This window comes from Methylobacterium brachythecii (assembly GCF_014196345.1).
Taxonomy (GTDB): domain Bacteria; phylum Pseudomonadota; class Alphaproteobacteria; order Rhizobiales; family Beijerinckiaceae; genus Methylobacterium; species Methylobacterium brachythecii.
The window spans coordinates 389,783-405,747 of record NZ_JACIDN010000005.1 but is presented as its reverse complement, the minus strand read 5'-3'; the positions used below and the strand labels follow the sequence as shown (position 1 = coordinate 405,747).

17 protein-coding genes are annotated in these 15,965 nt (G+C 62.5%); 8 read left to right on the top strand and 9 right to left on the bottom strand.

The window, feature by feature from the left end:
- Window positions 1–230: 230 nt before the first annotated feature.
- Window positions 231–2,033 (top strand): DUF927 domain-containing protein, encoded by a 1,803-nt coding sequence (locus GGR33_RS15530; RefSeq protein ID WP_183506746.1) that lies wholly within the window; start codon window positions 231–233, stop codon window positions 2,031–2,033.
- A gap of 253 nt (window positions 2,034–2,286) precedes the next feature.
- Here the strand turns inward: GGR33_RS15530 and GGR33_RS15525 are convergent, their stop codons facing one another.
- Entirely contained in the window at window positions 2,287–3,762 is a 1,476-nt protein-coding gene (locus GGR33_RS15525; RefSeq protein WP_183506744.1) for a protein adenylyltransferase SelO, read from the bottom strand.
- Between the two features lie 521 nt (window positions 3,763–4,283).
- On the opposite strand from GGR33_RS15525, the gene GGR33_RS15520 reads away from it, so the two are divergent.
- From GGR33_RS15520 to GGR33_RS15505, 4 genes are all read left to right on the top strand, one after another.
- Window positions 4,284–4,850 carry a TetR/AcrR family transcriptional regulator gene (locus tag GGR33_RS15520; RefSeq protein WP_183506742.1) on the top strand — a complete coding sequence of 189 codons (567 nt, stop codon included), beginning with the start codon at window positions 4,284–4,286 and terminating at the stop codon, window positions 4,848–4,850.
- 73 nt (window positions 4,851–4,923) lie between these two features.
- Entirely contained in the window at window positions 4,924–5,658 is a 735-nt protein-coding gene (locus GGR33_RS15515; RefSeq protein WP_183506974.1) for an SDR family oxidoreductase, read from the top strand.
- 70 nt (window positions 5,659–5,728) lie between these two features.
- The gene (locus GGR33_RS15510) at window positions 5,729–6,781 is read left to right on the top strand and encodes an alpha/beta fold hydrolase (protein WP_183506740.1); all 1,053 of its coding nucleotides are present in this window, start codon (window positions 5,729–5,731) and stop codon (window positions 6,779–6,781) included.
- A 48-nt stretch (window positions 6,782–6,829) separates the two neighbouring features.
- Window positions 6,830–7,363, top strand: a complete 534-nt coding sequence (locus GGR33_RS15505) for a cytochrome P460 family protein (RefSeq protein WP_183506738.1) — start codon at window positions 6,830–6,832, stop codon at window positions 7,361–7,363.
- 265 nt (window positions 7,364–7,628) lie between these two features.
- Here GGR33_RS15505 and GGR33_RS15500 read toward each other — a convergent pair whose 3' ends face one another.
- A complete protein-coding gene (locus GGR33_RS15500; RefSeq protein WP_246413173.1) occupies window positions 7,629–7,928 on the bottom strand; it encodes a LysR substrate-binding domain-containing protein in 300 nt (99 codons plus the stop codon).
- A 178-nt stretch (window positions 7,929–8,106) separates the two neighbouring features.
- Window positions 8,107–8,655 carry a TetR/AcrR family transcriptional regulator gene (locus tag GGR33_RS15495; protein ID WP_183506734.1) on the bottom strand — a complete coding sequence of 183 codons (549 nt, stop codon included), beginning with the start codon at window positions 8,653–8,655 and terminating at the stop codon, window positions 8,107–8,109.
- Window positions 8,656–8,783: 128 nt separating this feature from the next.
- Between GGR33_RS15495 and GGR33_RS15490 the strand changes: the two genes are divergently transcribed.
- Entirely contained in the window at window positions 8,784–9,848 is a 1,065-nt protein-coding gene (locus tag GGR33_RS15490; protein WP_306484247.1) for an aldo/keto reductase, read from the top strand.
- 271 nt (window positions 9,849–10,119) lie between these two features.
- On the opposite strand, the gene GGR33_RS15485 is transcribed toward GGR33_RS15490, so the two are convergent.
- Complete coding sequence (locus GGR33_RS15485) at window positions 10,120–11,901, bottom strand: hypothetical protein (protein ID WP_183506730.1); 1,782 nt, start codon at window positions 11,899–11,901, stop codon at window positions 10,120–10,122.
- 219 nt (window positions 11,902–12,120) lie between these two features.
- Window positions 12,121–12,372, bottom strand: coding sequence for a hypothetical protein (locus GGR33_RS25980; protein WP_246413171.1), 252 nt, complete (start codon window positions 12,370–12,372; stop codon window positions 12,121–12,123).
- A 142-nt stretch (window positions 12,373–12,514) separates the two neighbouring features.
- On the opposite strand from GGR33_RS25980, the gene GGR33_RS15475 reads away from it, so the two are divergent.
- Complete coding sequence (locus GGR33_RS15475; RefSeq protein WP_183506728.1) at window positions 12,515–12,781, top strand: helix-turn-helix domain-containing protein; 267 nt, start codon at window positions 12,515–12,517, stop codon at window positions 12,779–12,781.
- 94 nt (window positions 12,782–12,875) lie between these two features.
- Here the strand turns inward: GGR33_RS15475 and GGR33_RS15470 are convergent, their stop codons facing one another.
- The 4 genes from GGR33_RS15470 to GGR33_RS15455 form a co-directional block, all read right to left on the bottom strand.
- Window positions 12,876–13,265, bottom strand: coding sequence for a hypothetical protein (locus GGR33_RS15470; protein WP_183506726.1), 390 nt, complete (start codon window positions 13,263–13,265; stop codon window positions 12,876–12,878).
- A gap of 1 nt (window position 13,266) precedes the next feature.
- Window positions 13,267–13,602 carry a DUF3768 domain-containing protein gene (locus GGR33_RS15465; RefSeq protein WP_183506724.1) on the bottom strand — a complete coding sequence of 112 codons (336 nt, stop codon included), beginning with the start codon at window positions 13,600–13,602 and terminating at the stop codon, window positions 13,267–13,269.
- Between the two features lie 106 nt (window positions 13,603–13,708).
- Complete coding sequence (locus GGR33_RS25975) at window positions 13,709–14,425, bottom strand: hypothetical protein (protein ID WP_246413169.1); 717 nt, start codon at window positions 14,423–14,425, stop codon at window positions 13,709–13,711.
- 807 nt (window positions 14,426–15,232) lie between these two features.
- Window positions 15,233–15,559, bottom strand: coding sequence for a hypothetical protein (locus tag GGR33_RS15455; protein WP_210302025.1), 327 nt, complete (start codon window positions 15,557–15,559; stop codon window positions 15,233–15,235).
- A gap of 93 nt (window positions 15,560–15,652) precedes the next feature.
- On the opposite strand from GGR33_RS15455, the gene GGR33_RS15450 reads away from it, so the two are divergent.
- A complete protein-coding gene (locus tag GGR33_RS15450) occupies window positions 15,653–15,907 on the top strand; it encodes a hypothetical protein (RefSeq protein WP_183506720.1) in 255 nt (84 codons plus the stop codon).
- The last annotated feature ends 58 nt before the right edge of the window (window positions 15,908–15,965 follow it).

The window sequence follows — 15,965 nt, the reverse complement described above, 5'->3', positions numbered from 1 at the left end:
GCATCACTGCACGACATCTCTTCGAGAAAGCGTGCCGGGAACACAGAGGAGTATGAGCCGAAGTCAAAGGCGGCCCGAAACCCATTCAATCTCGCGATTGCCACGTAGGACGGCCTGCTGAGGAGACCGACAAAACAAAAATGATGTGAACTGCAGTACGGGAATTCACTATCGAGCGCATCGACACATCGCTTTGCAACTGCGTGCCACCCGTGCCGAGCGTGCCACCCATGAAACAAGCGCGTCTGCTTGCCGGCACGACTGGCACAGGCGGCACGCCAAAAAGGAGAAGAGAGATGCCGGGCAAAAGCATCGTACTTTACAAGTCGCCGCGACAAAAATTGCGGTTCAAGAACAAGACCACTTCGCGCGCAGCGCAACCGCCTGCGGTCATCAAGACGGCCCGGGTCGTCGACGAGGCGACACAAACCGCATTCGATCGCTTCGAAGCCAAGTCCGACTTGGGTCAGCCCGTCCAGGTGGACGTGCCCTCTGAGAAGTCCGAGAACATGAAGGAGGTGCTTGGCGAGCTTCGCAAGCATAATGCGGCGGTCACGACAAAGGGATCTGCCGATGTAATTCAGGCGGCCATCGATGCCGCACCTCTTCGGCACATTCGGCACGCTGCGCAGCCGGGGTGGCACCAGGGTCAGCAGGACATATTCGTTCGCCCGACGCATGTCGTCGGCGCGAAGCTAGGGGTCGAGGAGCTACAGCCGCCTCGGGTCCGGCCTGGCGAGAAGCGGCAGATTGTTTTTAGCAATGGCGGAACAATAGAGGGCTGGCGCCACGAAGTGGCCCGTCACGCGCGTTGGTCAAGCCGCGCTACGCTTATGATCGGAGCAGCCTTCGCTGGCCCGCTCTTGCGGGTGCTCGGCTATCAATCTTTCGGGGTGATGCTGTTCGGCCCACCGAAAGTCGGCAAGTCTACGGCACAGCTTGCAGGTGGCTCGGTCGTCGGTCTGCGCAACGAAGAGGCAATGCCGAGCTTCAAGGCAACTAGCGTCGGAATGGATTTGATCGCCATAACCTGTAACGACGGAATGTTGCCGATCAATGAGGCGGCGCTGCTAGGCCGAGACGCTTATGCAAAACTTAGCCCTATGATCTACGGTTTGAGTGAGGGCAAGGACAAGGTTCGGCACGGCGAATCACTCTACGCGAGCGACGTATCTGCCTCCGGTTGGTCGCTCGTCTACGCAATGTCCTCGGAAAACTCGGTCGAAGCGCTAGCAGCGCAATCTGGCATGACGCGTCAAGGCGGCGAGGTAGCACGCTGCCTCGACGTGCCAGCGCTGCGCGGTGACCACGCGACCATCTTCGACCTGCGCCCGAGGGGTCTCAGTGACGAAGATTTCGAGAAGGGTGCGCACTGGCGAATGAAGAAGATTCGCGAGGGCTGTGAGGACCACCATGGCGTCGTGTTCGACGCCTACCTGCGCGGTTTGATGGCCTTCGGTGACGATCTGAAGCCGAAGGCGCAGGCGTATGTCGACGAGTTTGTGCGCAAACTTCGCCTGAGGGATGCAGACGGAGCGGTCAACCATGCCGCCCGTAACTTCGGCGCCATCTACGCTGGGTTGCGGTTCGCCATGGATATGAAGGTCCTTGAGCGTCCGTGGCGTCCCCTTACTGCTCGAAAAGCTATCGCCCTCTGCTTCCGCGACGGTATCAAGGTTAGCCGCCTAAGAGACACAACGTTGGAGGAGGCCAAAGCGATTTTGCAGAAGCGCCTGCAGGAGGCCAGCCTCCCACGCAAAGAAACGGCAACGGCCCAGGATGTCGGTTTTCGGACGATGGAGGGTACCGACGAGTACGTCGCTGTCCGCTCGACGGAGTTTGTGAGGTGGTTCGGATCGAAGCGAGAGCTACTCATCGCCGTCCTCGCCTGGCTCGATGAGCAAAGGGCATTGAAGAAGGCAGGACCAGAGAAGCGGCCCAGGGGCAACGGTTACGGCTGGGCGGTGACGACTCCGCGCTGTCCAGCCTGGAAGGAGCGATGCTTCGTGTTCCGCCAGCCGATCTCGACGTGAAGTCGATTTGCAGTTTCGGAGGCTTCACCACGTCAGGTCGGCCAAAGCGCTAGGCTGCCGGACCCGCGACGGGGCGAGTCGTCGCGCGCGTCATCGACAAGGTGAGCGACACGACGGACTTCCCCGTCCTCGACGCGCCCGTACTCATAGTGCCGTCCGTCGCGAGTTTCGCCTCGGGTGCCGGATCTCGCCAAGCTTCTAAGGGATCTGGTTTCCAAAGCATGGAGCCGGGTGATCGAACGCGAGCGCGCGTTCACGTGCCGCAGAACGTGCGGTAGCCCACGCCGCCGCCCTCAGGCTCCTCGGCGTAGCGGGCATAAGCGGGTTGGTCGTCGTAGGGCCGCGACAGCACCGCCAACAACTCTTCGAAGGGGCCGAAGTCGTCGCACTCGACCGCCGCCGCGATCATGCCCTCGACGCGGTGGTTGCGCGGGATTAAGGCCGGGTTGACCGCGCGCATCGCCGTCGCCATTGCCGCAGGGTTCCGTCCTTCCTCGGCCAGCCGAGCGCGCCAATGCACGACCCAGGCGTCGTACTCGGTCGGGTCGACAAACAAGTCGCGCACCCCGGCATCTGCTTCTGATCGCTCGGCCGCGTCGCACAGTCGGCGGAAGGTTAGGGTGAAGTCCGCCCGGTTCCCCGCCATCCGCACTAGCAAGTCGTCCGCGAGCGCGGCGGCGGCATCTCGATCTCCGGACAGGCCGAGCTTAAGTGCGAGACCACCGCGATAGGCTGCCTCGAAGCGCGGACTGAATCCGGCGAGCGCCGCTTCGGCCGCCTCGACCCCCTCCCCCTCGTCCTCGGCCAGTAGCGGCAGCAAGGTCTCGGCCAGACGGGTCAGGTTCCACAGGGCGATCCCCGGCTGCTGGCCGTAGGCGTAGCGCCCGCGCGCGTCGATCGAACTGAAGCTCGTCCGCGGGTCGTAGGCGTCGAGGAAGGCGCAGGGACCGTAGTCGATCGTCTCGCCGGCGATCGACATATTGTCGGTGTTCATCACCCCGTGGACGAAGCCGACAAGAAGCCAGGCCGCCACGAGGTCGGCTTGACGGGCGACGACGCCGTCGAGCAGCGCCCGGTAGGGCTGCTCCGCCGAGGATGCTTCGGGATAGTGCCGGGCGAGAGCGTGATCGGCGAGCGCCTGCACCGCCTCGATGTCGCCCCGGGCGGCAAAGTACTGGAAGGTGCCGACCCGGATGTGGCTTGCCGCTACGCGGGCGAGCACCGCTCCGGGCAGCGAGGTCTCGCGAACGACGCGCTCGCCGGTGACGACCGCCGCGAGCGCCCGGGTGGTCGGTATGCCGAGCGCGGCCATGGCTTCGCTCACGAGGTACTCGCGCAGCACTGGCCCGAGCGCAGCCCGTCCGTCGCCGCGGCGGGAGAACGGAGTTGGGCCCGCGCCCTTGAGCTGGATGTCGCGACGCCGTCCGCTACGGTCGACGACCTCGCCGAGCAGGACGGCGCGCCCGTCGCCGAGCTGCGGCACGAAGTTGCCGAATTGGTGCCCGGCATAAGCCGTCGCGATGGGATCGGCGCCTTCCGGGGCGCTGTTCCCAGCAAGCATCTCTACCCCGGCGGGGCCGGCGAGCCATTCCGGGTCCATGCCGAGGTCCGCCGCAAGTGCGTGGTTCAAGTGGATCAGACGCGGGGCCACGACGGGTGTCGGGGCGCGGCGGGCGAAGAAGCGGTCCGGCAGCCGGGCGTAGCTATTGTCGAAGGAGATCGCGGTCATGGTCGGGAGCTATGGCGATCGCGGCCGCGGACAAGCGGATTCCGCGGACGCCGTGGGGAACGGTTCGCGAGAAGGCGTGCGGACGTGCCGCCGTGCCCGCTTCCAGGCTGATGCCAAAATGGTCCGAGCGACAGCCTTGGGAAAGAAGCTGCCGGCGGGGCGTGGCCGATAGCTGACCGGCGGCTTTGAGTTGCCCGTGGCGACGAAGCCGACGTCGCAGTTCCGTCGTGTATCGACCCAACTAAGTCGTAGATCGGCGCTTGCATGAACCCCAAAAGCGGACGTTGGATGGGCCGCCTCTCCGACAGAAGCGTATCCATCCCGACTATTCAGTAGCTTATAACTGTTTCTCTGAAGCAGAAGCTTGGCGTTCGCCTCGTTGAGATCTCAGCCCAGCGGATACCGCGATCGGTCGGACTCCTTGAGCAGGAAACGGGCTCTACTCCCTATCTGGAGCCAACCACAAAAATCTGCAAAATATGATATTGACTGATCGTTCCAGAATCGCTTAGAGACGGCGAATGGCGAGGCCGAAAGCATTCGATACCGAGATCGCGCTCGATGCGGCGATGGGCGTTTTCCGAGAACACGGATACGAAGGTACATCGGCCGAGATGCTGCTCGACGCGATGAAGATTGGTCGTCAGAGCCTATACGATACCTTCGGTGACAAGTGGCGGCTCTATCAGGCTACTCTCCGCCGATACTGCCAGCTTGAAGGCCATGGTCACGTCGCGGCTTTGCGCGGCGAAGCCAGAGCTTTCGACGGAGTTCGCGCCATGATCGATCGAGTTGTGGCCGATGCTCGTCCACCCTGCCTCGGCGTGAGTTCCGCCTGTGAGTTCGGACAGACGAAGCCGGAATTGGACGCCATCAAGGTAGCAGCCGACCATGTGCTTCGAACTGCTATGATCGTTCGCATAGAGGAAGCCCAGTCTGATGGAGACGTTTCGTCTGATCTGCAAGCCGACGAGATCGTCGATTTTCTCTACGCTTCCTTCGCCGGCATTCGTATCGCTGCACGAAGTGGTGCGGACAAGCAGCGGCTCGAGGCGCTGGGGAGGACGGCTCTTCGCGCACTCAAATAGCCCGTTCCCCCTTTTTTTGCCCAGTTATTGACTAAGCGTTCCAGAAAGCGATGCCATGATGACCTCTCTTACGATGGCCTCTTCCAGTTCGAAGCGAACGGCAATGGTTTATGGCGGATCGCGCGGCATCGGTGCCGCCGCGGTTCGGCGATTGGTGTCGGACGGGTACTCGGTCGCCTTCACCTATGTTTCGCGAGCGGACAAGGCTCAGGACGTCGTCGAAGCAAGCGCGGCGCAGGGCGGAGAGGCCTTCGCAATTCGAGCTGACAGTTCCGATCCCGCAGCACTTCAGTCGGCCGTTGCCCAAGCCGTCGAGCGCTTCGGGATGATCGACACCGTCGTCGTGAATGCCGGAATCTTCAAACTCGGAACAATCGACGCCGTGTCACTGGATGATCTCGATCAGATGCTCGCCATCAACGTGCGTGGCGTCTTTCTGTCGATCCAGGCGGTCGTCCCGCACCTGGTTGACGGAGGCCGGATCATCACGATCGGAAGCAATACGGCCGTCAGAACAGGCCACCCGGGAGCCAGCGTCTATCAGTTCACGAAGGCTGCCGTCGCCGCCATGGTGAAGGGCATCGCTCTCGATCTCGCGCCCCGGCGGATTACCGTCAACAACATTCAGCCCGGCCCGACCGGGACCGACATCACGGCAGGTTTCGCTGACACGCTCGCCGAGCGCAGCCCGATGAAGCGGATCGCTGATCCCGCGGAGATCGCCGGGCTCGTCTCATACCTCGCACGCAGCGAGGCCGGCTACATGACCGGCGCGAGTCTCACCATCGACGGCGGCTTCCTACTCTGAAGCGCGCACCGATTACGGCTGGCATGACTGGCTGGCCGTCCACTTCGATCACCGTTGCGGAGGCACGAAGATGTCCGAATTTACGTCTTGGAACCGCCGAGCCTTGCTGGCGGGCGTCGCGAGCCTCGTGGGGCCTGGATTGATCCCACCGTCTGCTGCAGGCGCGCTGGCAGACACGCCTTCCGGCAAGCTTCGAGACACGTCGGCCGGCTCGCAGGCGTCGTTCGAGCCGTTGAAGCGGATACAGGCGGGAGATCTGGACATCGCTTACGCGGAGGCCGGTCCGGCAACGGGGAAGCCTGTCCTGCTCCTGCATGGCTGGCCGTACGACATCTACAGCTACGTCGACGTCGCCCCCGTCCTGGCAGCAGCGGGATACCGTGTCCTCATCCCCTACTTGCGCGGCTACGGAGCTACGCGCTTCCTGTCGGGGTCGACCCCACGCAATGGGCAGCAAGCCGCTCTCGCTGTCGACGCGGTAAACTTCCTGGATGCATTGAAGATCGAGAAGTCGCTCGTCGCCGGTTATGACTGGGGTGCGAGGTCGGCCTGCATTCTCGCAGCCCTGTGGCCGGAACGCTGCAAGGGGTTGGTGTCGGTCAGCGGCTACCTGATCGGGAGCCAAGCGGCGAACGCCATGCCGCTGCCACCGAAAGCAGAGCTGCAATGGTGGTATCAATATTACTTCACGACGGAACGCGGTCGGGAGGGCTATGCCCGCTATACCCACGATTTCGTCCGCCTAATCTGGCAGCTGGCATCTCCACAATGGCGCTTCGACGACGCAACCTTCGAGCGGTCAGCCCCGGCCTTCGACAATCCCGACCATGTGGCGATCTCGATCCATAACTACCGCTGGCGCTTGAAGCTCGCGCAGGGCGAAGCTCGCTACGACGATATCGAGCAAAAGCTGGCAGCCTTACCGACCATCTCCGTCCCTACGATCACGATGGAAGGTGACGCCAACGGCGCGCCGCACCCTGAGCCGGCGGCCTATGCCAAGAAATTTACCGGACGCTACGAGCACCGCACGATCACAGGTGGCATTGGTCACAACCTCCCTCAGGAAGCTCCGGCAGACTTCGCTCAGGCTATCATCGCCGTAGACAAGTTTTCGGGTTGAGATTTCGTTCTCGGCTCGCCGGCTTCGCGTCAAAAGTCAGGAGTTACGATGAAGAAAGTGCTTGTTTGCGCTTCGGCGCTAATCTCGGTCTCTATCGGCATAGCAGCTCTCGTATCCGCACGAGCACAACCGCAAGACGCGTCGCCAATCTATGGGGTGAAATTGCCTGAGGGCTACCGCGATTGGAAGCTCATCAGCGTGGCACAGGAGAAGGGTGCAAATAACGACATCCGCGCGATTCTAGGCAACGAGATCGCTCTCAAGGCTTTCCGCGAAGGGATCCGCCCCTTCCCGGACGGCGCGATCCTTGCGCGGTTAGCATGGAAGTACGAGTCGTCGTCTCGCAACGACGCTGTCTTCCCAGCACCTCAATCGTTTGTGGCTGGCGAGCCCACGAATGTGCAGATCAGCGTCAAGGACTCCAGGCGCTACGCCGATACGGAGGGCTGGGGCTACGGCCAGTTCGAAGCAGGGGTAGCCAATAGAATTCCAACCGTCACTCAATCGTGCTTTGCGTGCCATGCGAAATTGCGCAGTCTATCGCCGGGTGCAGATTTTGTATTCACCAGTTATTCGCGCTAAAAAAGGAATGTCGACTGCAATTGATTGATACTTGTCTGTCGATGGAACTGCCCTCGACCTAATCTGGGTATTTGCGGATCTTGCGAAAAGACGAAAAGCGGACGTTCCTTTAGCCTTTGGTCCGGCTGCTTTGCGCCCTGTCCAAGCGACAGTGAGATCAGAGATAGAAAAACTACGAAGCGTAACACTTTGGTAGCCAGCATTTCCTACCGGCCGTGGCTGTCATCATCGCCGGGCGGCTAGTCGTTCTACGCTAAGCATTCACCTAGGACTTCGGATCGTCCTCTGACGCATCCAGTCCTGCAGGAAACCTCGTGCTGAACATCTCTAGAAGAAGGTCGACGAGGACCCTGACCTTCCTTGGTACGTGCTGGCTGGGGGACCGGACGACGAAGATGCCGACAGCGGGAAGCGCGTAGCGCGTCATGACCCGAACGAGCCTGCCCGCATTCGCGTAAGGCTCGGCGATCATCTCTCCCATCGCGACGATCCCGATGCCGGCGGCGGCGGCTTCCGCGAGGACGTAGGCGTTGTCGGCCCTGAACCGCCCCTGCGGATTGTTCAATCTGGCGCTCAAAGGCAGAGCGGGGGGGTATCCACCCCTAACGGCCACGCCGCTTCCGACCCAAGTCGGTCACTTCCATGCAAGGCCGACCACCTCGAAAGCAGACGTTGCGGCATTCAGCAAAAGCGTGACCGCCCATTGCTGTTTTTAGTACCTGCAAGCACACGAACAATCTCGATCAGCGCCTTGCTATGACTGCTTTTAATATTATCTCGGAAAGTCGCTCAGCGCGCGGGGCGAACGCAGATTGGTCACTGATCCACCCGAGCGCTCCGAGCAAAGCGAAGAGGTCGTCCCCGTCGAGGTCGGACCTCACCGTTCCCTGGGTCTGCGCACCGCGGAGCATCCGGGCGCCTGCCGAACGAAGGCGATCGCAGGACGCGTGAAGGGCTGAGGTCGGGTCGGCCAATGCGGTTGCCATCATCGCGACGACCCCGTTGTAAATGCGGAGAAATGCGATCGCATCGCGCAGCCAGGCGGCGAGCGCTTCGTCGGGCGAGGCCGAAGCTTCGAGTTCGGCAGCCTTGGCCGTCAGGGTCTCAAGGCTTGCCCGCAGCAACGCCTCCATCAGGTCCTCGCGCGTGGGGAAATGACGGAACAGCGTGGCCAGCCCGACTTCTGCCCTCCGGGCGATGTCGCGCAGCGAAGCGTCCGCACCCTCTTTGGTGACGACTTGATGTGCGGCCGCGAGGATCTGGTCGCGGTTCACCCTGGCATCAGCACGCATGAGACCCTCTTGACAAACGGATCACTGATCCGCTTAAGAGGATCACTGATCCGTTTCGTACCTCGTATCCGCCTTCGGGGGAACAGGGCGACTGACCGCATCGTGAATGCGGTCCTACATCGTGAAGGATGGTTCTCTTGCGGTACAAGGTATTCGGCGAGCACACCGGGCTTCGGGTCTCGGAGCTCGTGCTGGGGACGGCGAACTTCGGCAAGGCATGGGGCGGACACGGCGCCGAGGAGGACGAGGCGCGCCGCATTTTCGACGCCTACGCCGACAGGGGCGGCAACTTTCTGGATACGGCCAACGGCTATCAGGACGGGCAGTCCGAGGAGTTCCTGGGCGACATGCTCACGGGGCGGCGCGAGGAGTTCGTGCTGGGCACGAAGTTCGCGGTCAAGACGAACGCAACCTCCGGGGTGCTTGCGACGGGCAACAGCCGTCAGGCTATGGTGGCGTCCATCGAGGCGAGCCTAAAGCGCCTGAAGACCGATCGGATCGACGTCTACTGGGTGCACGTCTCGGACGGCGTGACGCCGATCGAGGAGATCGTACGCGGCTTTGACGACCTCGTCCGCGCCGGCAAGATCCTCTACGCGGGCTTGTCCAACTTCCCCGCATGGCGCGTCGCCCGCGCCGCGACCATCGCCGAGCTGCGCGGCGCCGTTCCGATCGCAGCCATCCAGGTCGAGCATAGCCTCGTCCAGCGCGCGACCGAACAGGATATCATCCCCGCTGCCCGGGCTCTCGGTCTCGGCGTCGTAGCGTTCTCGCCCCTGGGCGGAGGCGTGCTTACTGGCAAGTATCGGATTGGCAAAGCTGGAGACAGGCGCGACGAGGCTTGGGCCGGTGCCGGCTTCCAACCCGAGAACACCCCGCAGCGGACAGCCATCATCGACACCCTGATCGCGGTTGCCGACGAGGTCGGCGCGATGCCGGGCGAGGTCGCCATCGCATGGGTCGCCGCCAAGGGCTCGCTCCCGATCATCGGGCCGCGCACGTTCGAGCAGCTTGAAAGCAATCTCGCCGCCGCGAGTGTCGCCTTATCACCGTCGCTGGTCGCACGTCTCGACGCGGTGAGCGCCCTTCCCCCGGTCTATCCCTACACGGTGCTCGACGACCCTCGGATCAAGGATCTCATCACGGGCAGCAAGCTTGATTTGATCGACGCGCCAGTCGCTGTCGTAGCCTGATCCCGTCAGAGAAACACTTGCTTGAACCCAAGTTCGTTCTGATCAAGCCTCATGCCGTCCGCTTTGCAAATTTTGTATCCCAAAGCGAACGGGCGGAAACCCACCCTACTCAGTCATCAACAGCTTGTTGCCTATGTCTGCTTCGGAGTTGGTGATTAGCGGGCCAGAACTACTGCATTGGATGCAAAATAACATTCTATCCGCCGGCAGTTGCACATCGGCGCTTTACGATGGATCAAAGGTTTACTGTAAGGGGTTGCCCATGATGCGTTCAATCACATGGGGTCATGTCGATTTGCATCGTGCCGCCGGCAAGCTGGCCAAGTTCAGGGAACGGAGCGGTGTCGCTGATCGCCCGTCGTGCTGTTTCGACCGCAGCCTGTAGTTGCTCTGCCGTCGCGCGTTTGCTGATCGAGCGCAGGAGTTGCACCGGGCCTGTCATCTCCGCGTCGAAGTTGAGCGTCACGGCGAAGGTCAGCGTCAGGGTGCGATCGTCCCGCAAAGCTTCGGGGATCGCCCAAGCCTGCCGAATGCGATGCGCCATGGCCTGCTCCGGGCCGCGGCGCGACGGCTCGCTGGAGCAGCGTAGGTTCGCCGGGGAGGGCGCAACGGGCGAACCGTCCGGCGCTCGTGCGTTGTGATCTACGGGATTGGCGTTTTCACCGGCTCTGTTCCTCCGAGGCTCGCCGTTGTCCGGCGCCGTGACACGGCAGGGACTGAACACGATGCGGATTCGCAAGGGATCGCCTTGCAGAAGAAACTCATCGGCATCGGGAGCAGCGGCGTGGATAATGCCGTAGGGCGGCGTAATTCCGCGCAAGATGCCAAGGCTTGCGGCATCCGCGCCTTCCACCCGGCAATAGAAGCCCTGCCCCGGCTTTCCCGGAACTCCGAGGCGACCTGATAGCTGCACGAGCCAGCCCGATCCGGCTCGTTCGATTGAGCTCACGCCGACGTTGAAGTCGATGCCGCGGGCCAGGGAGGCTCGGTAACCCTCGCGTTGCAGTGGGTTCGTCAGCGCCATGATCCCGCGCTGGCCCAGCCATTCGTAGTCTGTGTAGGGGCCCTCATCGGCGCCGGGCGTGTTCGCGGGATCACGGCCAGCCTGCATCGCAATGGTTGCGCGCTCATTCTGAAGGTCGTGGAGCGCCTTCTCATAGGTCGCTTCGACTCGCGTGCCGGTAATCTCCGGACGGAGCGCATTGAAGCGTTTCAGGAAGTTGTCGAATTTGGCCAACCGCTGCAGCGGCGGCAGGTCTTGATAGGCGTTCGATGCGGCGAACTCACTTAGCAGCGCCTTGGTCTTCTGCATTGCTGCGGCTTCGCGATCCTGCACCGTCGCGATACCGTTGCGGGCCTGTTCCAGTCGGCCGAGCAGGTTTGCCAGCGCTGATCTGGCAGAAGTGCCTTCGACTTCGGAGGAGAGTGCTCGTGCACGCGCAAGGTAACTGTCGATACGCGGAAGTAACTGGTCCGCCGGTATGGTCTTGTAGCCATCGCTGACAAAGGCGACGACCTCCTGCGAGAGGGCAATGACATTACGACTAGCTTCCTCATCGCGTTCCTCGTCGCGGACCTGGGGCATCGCTTGAGCGCGGGCAATGTCGGCCGCTGCGTCTGCTACGGACTGCTGTCGCCCGTCGTTGCGAGCTTGTTGCGCCGCCGAGGAGCCAGCGTTGGCTCGTCGCTTGGCCGCTTCAGCCCGCGCGTCGCCGACCTTATAGCGCAGGTCGGCCATCGCGGTGTCGATCACCCGGATCGCATCGTTGCGATTGTAGTCGCCCATGCTCTGCCAATCCGGCCGACGCGTCTGGCAGGCGACGAAGTAGGTGCGGAAATCAGTGAGATCTTGTTCGGTCCAGTCGGTGAGCGCTTTGTCGTACGGCTTGGGCGTGTAGGGTGAAACCTTGAGGGAAAAGCTCTCGCTCATCGGTCGACGACAGCCGCCGATACGGTCAAGGAATTCGGTAATGGTGCTGGCTTGAGCGGGCAGCGCCGTCGATAGCGATAGGGCCGTGGCAAGCGCATACGGCACGCGAGCGGGAACAGGCATCGCAGTCTCCAAATTGAACAACTGAAGGGGCGTAGGAAGGAAGCAGTCAGCGCGCGCGCTCGGTACGAGCATCTCAGCGCAGCTTCTTGAAGCGGTCTCCGGCAGCCCAGCGCTGCTCGATGTCAGCGACAATTAGGGGCACCGCTTCCTTGGTCTGAACATCAGCCCAGGACAGCCTGAACTGCTCGACGGCGCGGGGTCCGAGTGTCGAAAGCCTGTCTACCCCGCCTTGATCTCGGGGTCGTAGGCGGCGAGCGAGGTCCAGCGATTGCGAAACGCTTCGGTTTCACCGGGACGCTGCTGGGACTTCGCAAGCGCCAAACCAATCAGAGCCGGCCAGAAAAAGAAGCAGGTGAGCGACCAGTTCCGTTTGTTCAGCCCCTTCCGTTTGGCGATCTGCCAACCCATGACGGCGGCACACAGACCCACACCGATGATCAGCGGCCAAATCGATTCCGAACTCTCGTTCATGTCATCTTCCTGATTGAATGCTTCAGGGGTCGCGCTGCACCGGCGTTAGCAAGCTTGCCGGCACGCATCGCGCTGAGGTTGTGATAAATGAGGGACTGTCAGTCCGTCGATTGTCAAGCCGCGGAACTGGCTTTCTCGCGCCATGGAAGCGCGTGCGATCATTGGCTGGAACCTGCGTCGGCTCCGGGTTGAGCAAGGATTGTCGCAGGAGCGTTTGGCGCTCGCCGCCGGCATCGATCGGGCGTATGTCGGCCGAGTCGAACGTGGCTCGGAAAACGTGACCGTCACCACGCTGGAGGTGATGGCGCGAGCGCTGTCGGTGGCTGTTGGCGACCTGTTCACTGAGCCGCCTGCAGGATCGGTACGACCCTCGCCGCTGCGGGCGGGACGCCGTGCCAAGCCGGCCTGAGCGTCGGTGCGCCGAACGTGCCTCGCTGAGCACGACGACAGCCATCGTCGCCGCGAGCCTGCCTGAGATCGCATCGCCGCGTCCACATGCGGCTTCACCGGCCGACCTCGAGCTGCGGGGCCACCCGAACCAGGAGGTCCCAGCCCCGCGTGATGGCATTGCGCGTTCGGTCGTCGAGGCCAGCGGCCATCAGCGCGGGCGCCGTCAGCAATTCCAGCAGCAGCGCTGCCAGATCGGGCGCGGCGGCAAGCAGCTTGGCATCAGCGAGCCGCTGGATCCCAACAGCAATGTGAAGGCTGGATCCGCCAGGCTCGATGGGCCAGTCGCGCGGGAGGAAGTAAGGCCAGCCGCCCGGCCGCTCGTCTGTAGCCATTTCGACGCCGAGCATGATCGCTGCGGCTGGTGAATCCGGACCGGGCTCGCCGCGCACCAGCCACGGACCCGGCGTCGGAACCTCAGCGGCCGACAGCCTGCGCCCGGCCATGTCAGTACTCCTCGGCGAGCATGACGCTCAGGACGCGTACGGTGACGCTGGTATCGCTTGGGTCCGGCGAGGCGGCCGATAGTGAATTGTCGTAGCAGTCGATCTTGAACAGGATACGCTCGCCGTCTACGTCGAGCGCGCCGAAGTCGTGTTCGTCGTAGGGATCGTTGTCGGCGTCAAATTCGTCGAAGGCCGCGATGGCCGCAAGGATAGTCAGTTGGCGCTCGCGGCCGAGCGCGACGATGCCGGCGCTCATCATGAGCGTGCCGCCGGCAAGCGTTCGGCGCAGGATGTCATTGAGCGCGCAAACGCGCCCCGCATCGGTGATGACGGTCATCGGATAGCCTCGAGCTGAAAGGGATGTTGGGAGTGGCAGAGCCGTAGCTGGCAAAACGCCCAAGCCACCGAGCACCGGGGCTCAGGCGTCCGCGTGATCGAAGTGCCTAGGTGACGTCGGCGGGTAGCAGCGCGACTTCGGTGCCGCGCCTTAGGATTGTCGGTTCAGTCGGGTAGTCGCGCCAGCGCAACGAGAAGACCCGGCCATTGAAGGCGATCACTTCGGCTTCCCACCAGCCGTCATCGGCACCGGCATTTGCAAGGACGACGCTGCCGAGACCGATCTGATCAGTTGACCGCGGGCTAGGCTCGCCGATGAACGTCGGGTCGCCGGGGCGCGGCTTTGGTGGTTCCTCGGCAGGATGCGCCGTCCCACCCCCCTCCCCGCCTTTTACCTGCACAACACTCGACGCTGCCATGCCGCTCGCCGATCCGTTTTTGGCAGGCTCGGTCGCAGGCTTGTCGCTCTCCTTCGGGTTGTCCGCCTTGCCGGTAGCGGCTTCCCTGAACCCGAAACTGTCGCCAACGAGTGCCGTGAAACGGCCGTAGAGGTCTCTGGGCGCAAAAGGCACGAAAGCCTTGCCGCTCGCCAAGATGCGGCCGCGGGCAAACTGTCCACCAAGCTCGCGCTGAGCTTCATCGCTGAGCGACTGCGTGCGCAGCTTCGACACGCCGGCTGCGACGTTTGCGGCATCGGCATCGGCGCCGGAAAACCATGCTGCCCTCGGCCGCCCGGTCGCTGAGCGTCCAAACAGCACCAGGCTCGGCAGTTCGGGACCGACGAGCGGTGCAGTAGCGGCAGGTCGATCGGCTACTTTGATCATGAGAAAGCTCCTGAAACGACAAAGGCCCCCGGGAGTGGGGGCCTTTTGCAGAGGTTGATCGTAGAGGTTGCGCCGCGTGGCGGTGACAACACCTCATGTCGCTTTCGCTCTCTTCGCCTCGTCATATGTCACCTCTTCAACCGATTTCAGTCGACAGCAATTGCTAAGCTGATTTGCTGTCGACTGCAGTATCATGACTGAAAATATAGCCGCAGTCAAGATTAAAGTCCTATTGATGGCCGGGGCACTAACGTAGGATCAATGGCTTGGGTACGCAGACGAGACCATGACCTTCGGCTGCGCCTGAGAGACCGCGCATCTCGGGATTGCCGTCGTCCGGACGCCGCGGGTGACGTGAAGTCCGTCGTGTTCTCCTTGTGAAACGGGAGCTACCGTGCGGCGCGGGTGTCACCATCCTGTGTCAAGCCGCGGCTTCGGCAAGCTTGAGACATCATCGCGGCAGCGGCCACGCTTGTTCCGGTTTTGCGCGATACCTGAGCCGTTTCATGCAGTTGTTATAATGTTCGATTTCCGTGCCCTGACAAAACCGCCAGTAGGGCGGTGTCAGCGCGCCCCGACGGCGCACCTGTGTTGACCGGGTCACGGTGTCGAACCGCGCACCGGTCATCGGTTGGGATGCCCTCCCGCACCCGCCCAAGCCGCCGGCATTGCGACGGCTGACGGGGACCTGCCGGCTCCTTACCCCCGGTTGTCGGCTGGCTTTCGCTAGCCAACCGCCATGTGGCAACACCTGCCGCCTAAGGTTCCGTTTACGGTAAGCCGTTTACGCCTGCGGGGTTTTGTGGCTCACGCCTGCTCGGTGGAGCTGCCATTGTCCGAGGTCTCGACGTCGCTGCTGTGCCGGGTGCGTCCGGTGACTTCCGACTGCCAAACTTGGCGTCCGACAGCATCATAGAGAGCTGCTTCACCATAGATGCCGTACGGGCTCAGCGCTGCGATGATATTCGCCTGCTCGGTTGCGTCAGCGACCGATGCTGCAGCAATCGACACACAATCGGTCCAGCGCCCCGGACCGGTCGAGCACACTATGATGCGAAGCTGGAACTCCATCGTCTGATCGGTTCGCTGCGCTTGAAATGCATGCCCCGGCAAAGAGTAGCCGGCCCAAGCCACGATCTCTAAAGCTCCGCTTTTTCTGGTTTATGACTGTGCCAATCCGATCAGCACGACACGGGCACAATCTCGGCCGGTGCTGGTTGGCTTGGTATGATCACCATCAGCATCATCGTCACCACACCGACTGGCCCGATCCTGCTAGGCGCAATGAGCGAGCGTGATGCCGCAATCACCGTCGAGGCGATCTTCTACCGGCTAAAGCCGAGCGTTTTCCCTATACCGGTGGAGATCCGGTGCCGTGACGAGCGGATGAAGAACCGCCTGATCGATTATGTTATCGACCTGCAGGGCGATCTCAGCGTCGACCGTTCGGCGAGCGACCGCCAGCAGACCTCGCAATCCTGACCGGTCGGGCTGATCGGCCCGAGCCGTCATCTGACCGTTTACGGTAAACAGCATACCG

Coding starts and splice junctions, on each gene's coding strand:
- GGR33_RS15495 (WP_183506734.1), bottom strand. CDS start 8,655: ATGCGTGCTGATGCCAGGGTGAACCGCGACCAGATCCTCGCGGCCGCA.
- GGR33_RS15475 (WP_183506728.1), top strand. CDS start 12,515: ATGGAAGCGCGTGCGATCATTGGCTGGAACCTGCGTCGGCTCCGGGTT.
- GGR33_RS15530 (WP_183506746.1), top strand. CDS start 231: ATGAAACAAGCGCGTCTGCTTGCCGGCACGACTGGCACAGGCGGCACG.
- GGR33_RS15490 (WP_306484247.1), top strand. CDS start 8,784: ATGGTTCTCTTGCGGTACAAGGTATTCGGCGAGCACACCGGGCTTCGG.
- GGR33_RS15505 (WP_183506738.1), top strand. CDS start 6,830: ATGAAGAAAGTGCTTGTTTGCGCTTCGGCGCTAATCTCGGTCTCTATC.
- GGR33_RS15515 (WP_183506974.1), top strand. CDS start 4,924: ATGGCCTCTTCCAGTTCGAAGCGAACGGCAATGGTTTATGGCGGATCG.
- GGR33_RS15450 (WP_183506720.1), top strand. CDS start 15,653: ATGATCACCATCAGCATCATCGTCACCACACCGACTGGCCCGATCCTG.
- GGR33_RS15465 (WP_183506724.1), bottom strand. CDS start 13,602: ATGACCGTCATCACCGATGCGGGGCGCGTTTGCGCGCTCAATGACATC.
- GGR33_RS15510 (WP_183506740.1), top strand. CDS start 5,729: ATGTCCGAATTTACGTCTTGGAACCGCCGAGCCTTGCTGGCGGGCGTC.
- GGR33_RS15485 (WP_183506730.1), bottom strand. CDS start 11,901: ATGCCTGTTCCCGCTCGCGTGCCGTATGCGCTTGCCACGGCCCTATCG.
- GGR33_RS25975 (WP_246413169.1), bottom strand. CDS start 14,425: ATGATCAAAGTAGCCGATCGACCTGCCGCTACTGCACCGCTCGTCGGT.
- GGR33_RS15520 (WP_183506742.1), top strand. CDS start 4,284: ATGGCGAGGCCGAAAGCATTCGATACCGAGATCGCGCTCGATGCGGCG.
- GGR33_RS15525 (WP_183506744.1), bottom strand. CDS start 3,762: ATGACCGCGATCTCCTTCGACAATAGCTACGCCCGGCTGCCGGACCGC.
- GGR33_RS15470 (WP_183506726.1), bottom strand. CDS start 13,265: ATGGCCGGGCGCAGGCTGTCGGCCGCTGAGGTTCCGACGCCGGGTCCG.
- GGR33_RS25980 (WP_246413171.1), bottom strand. CDS start 12,372: ATGAACGAGAGTTCGGAATCGATTTGGCCGCTGATCATCGGTGTGGGT.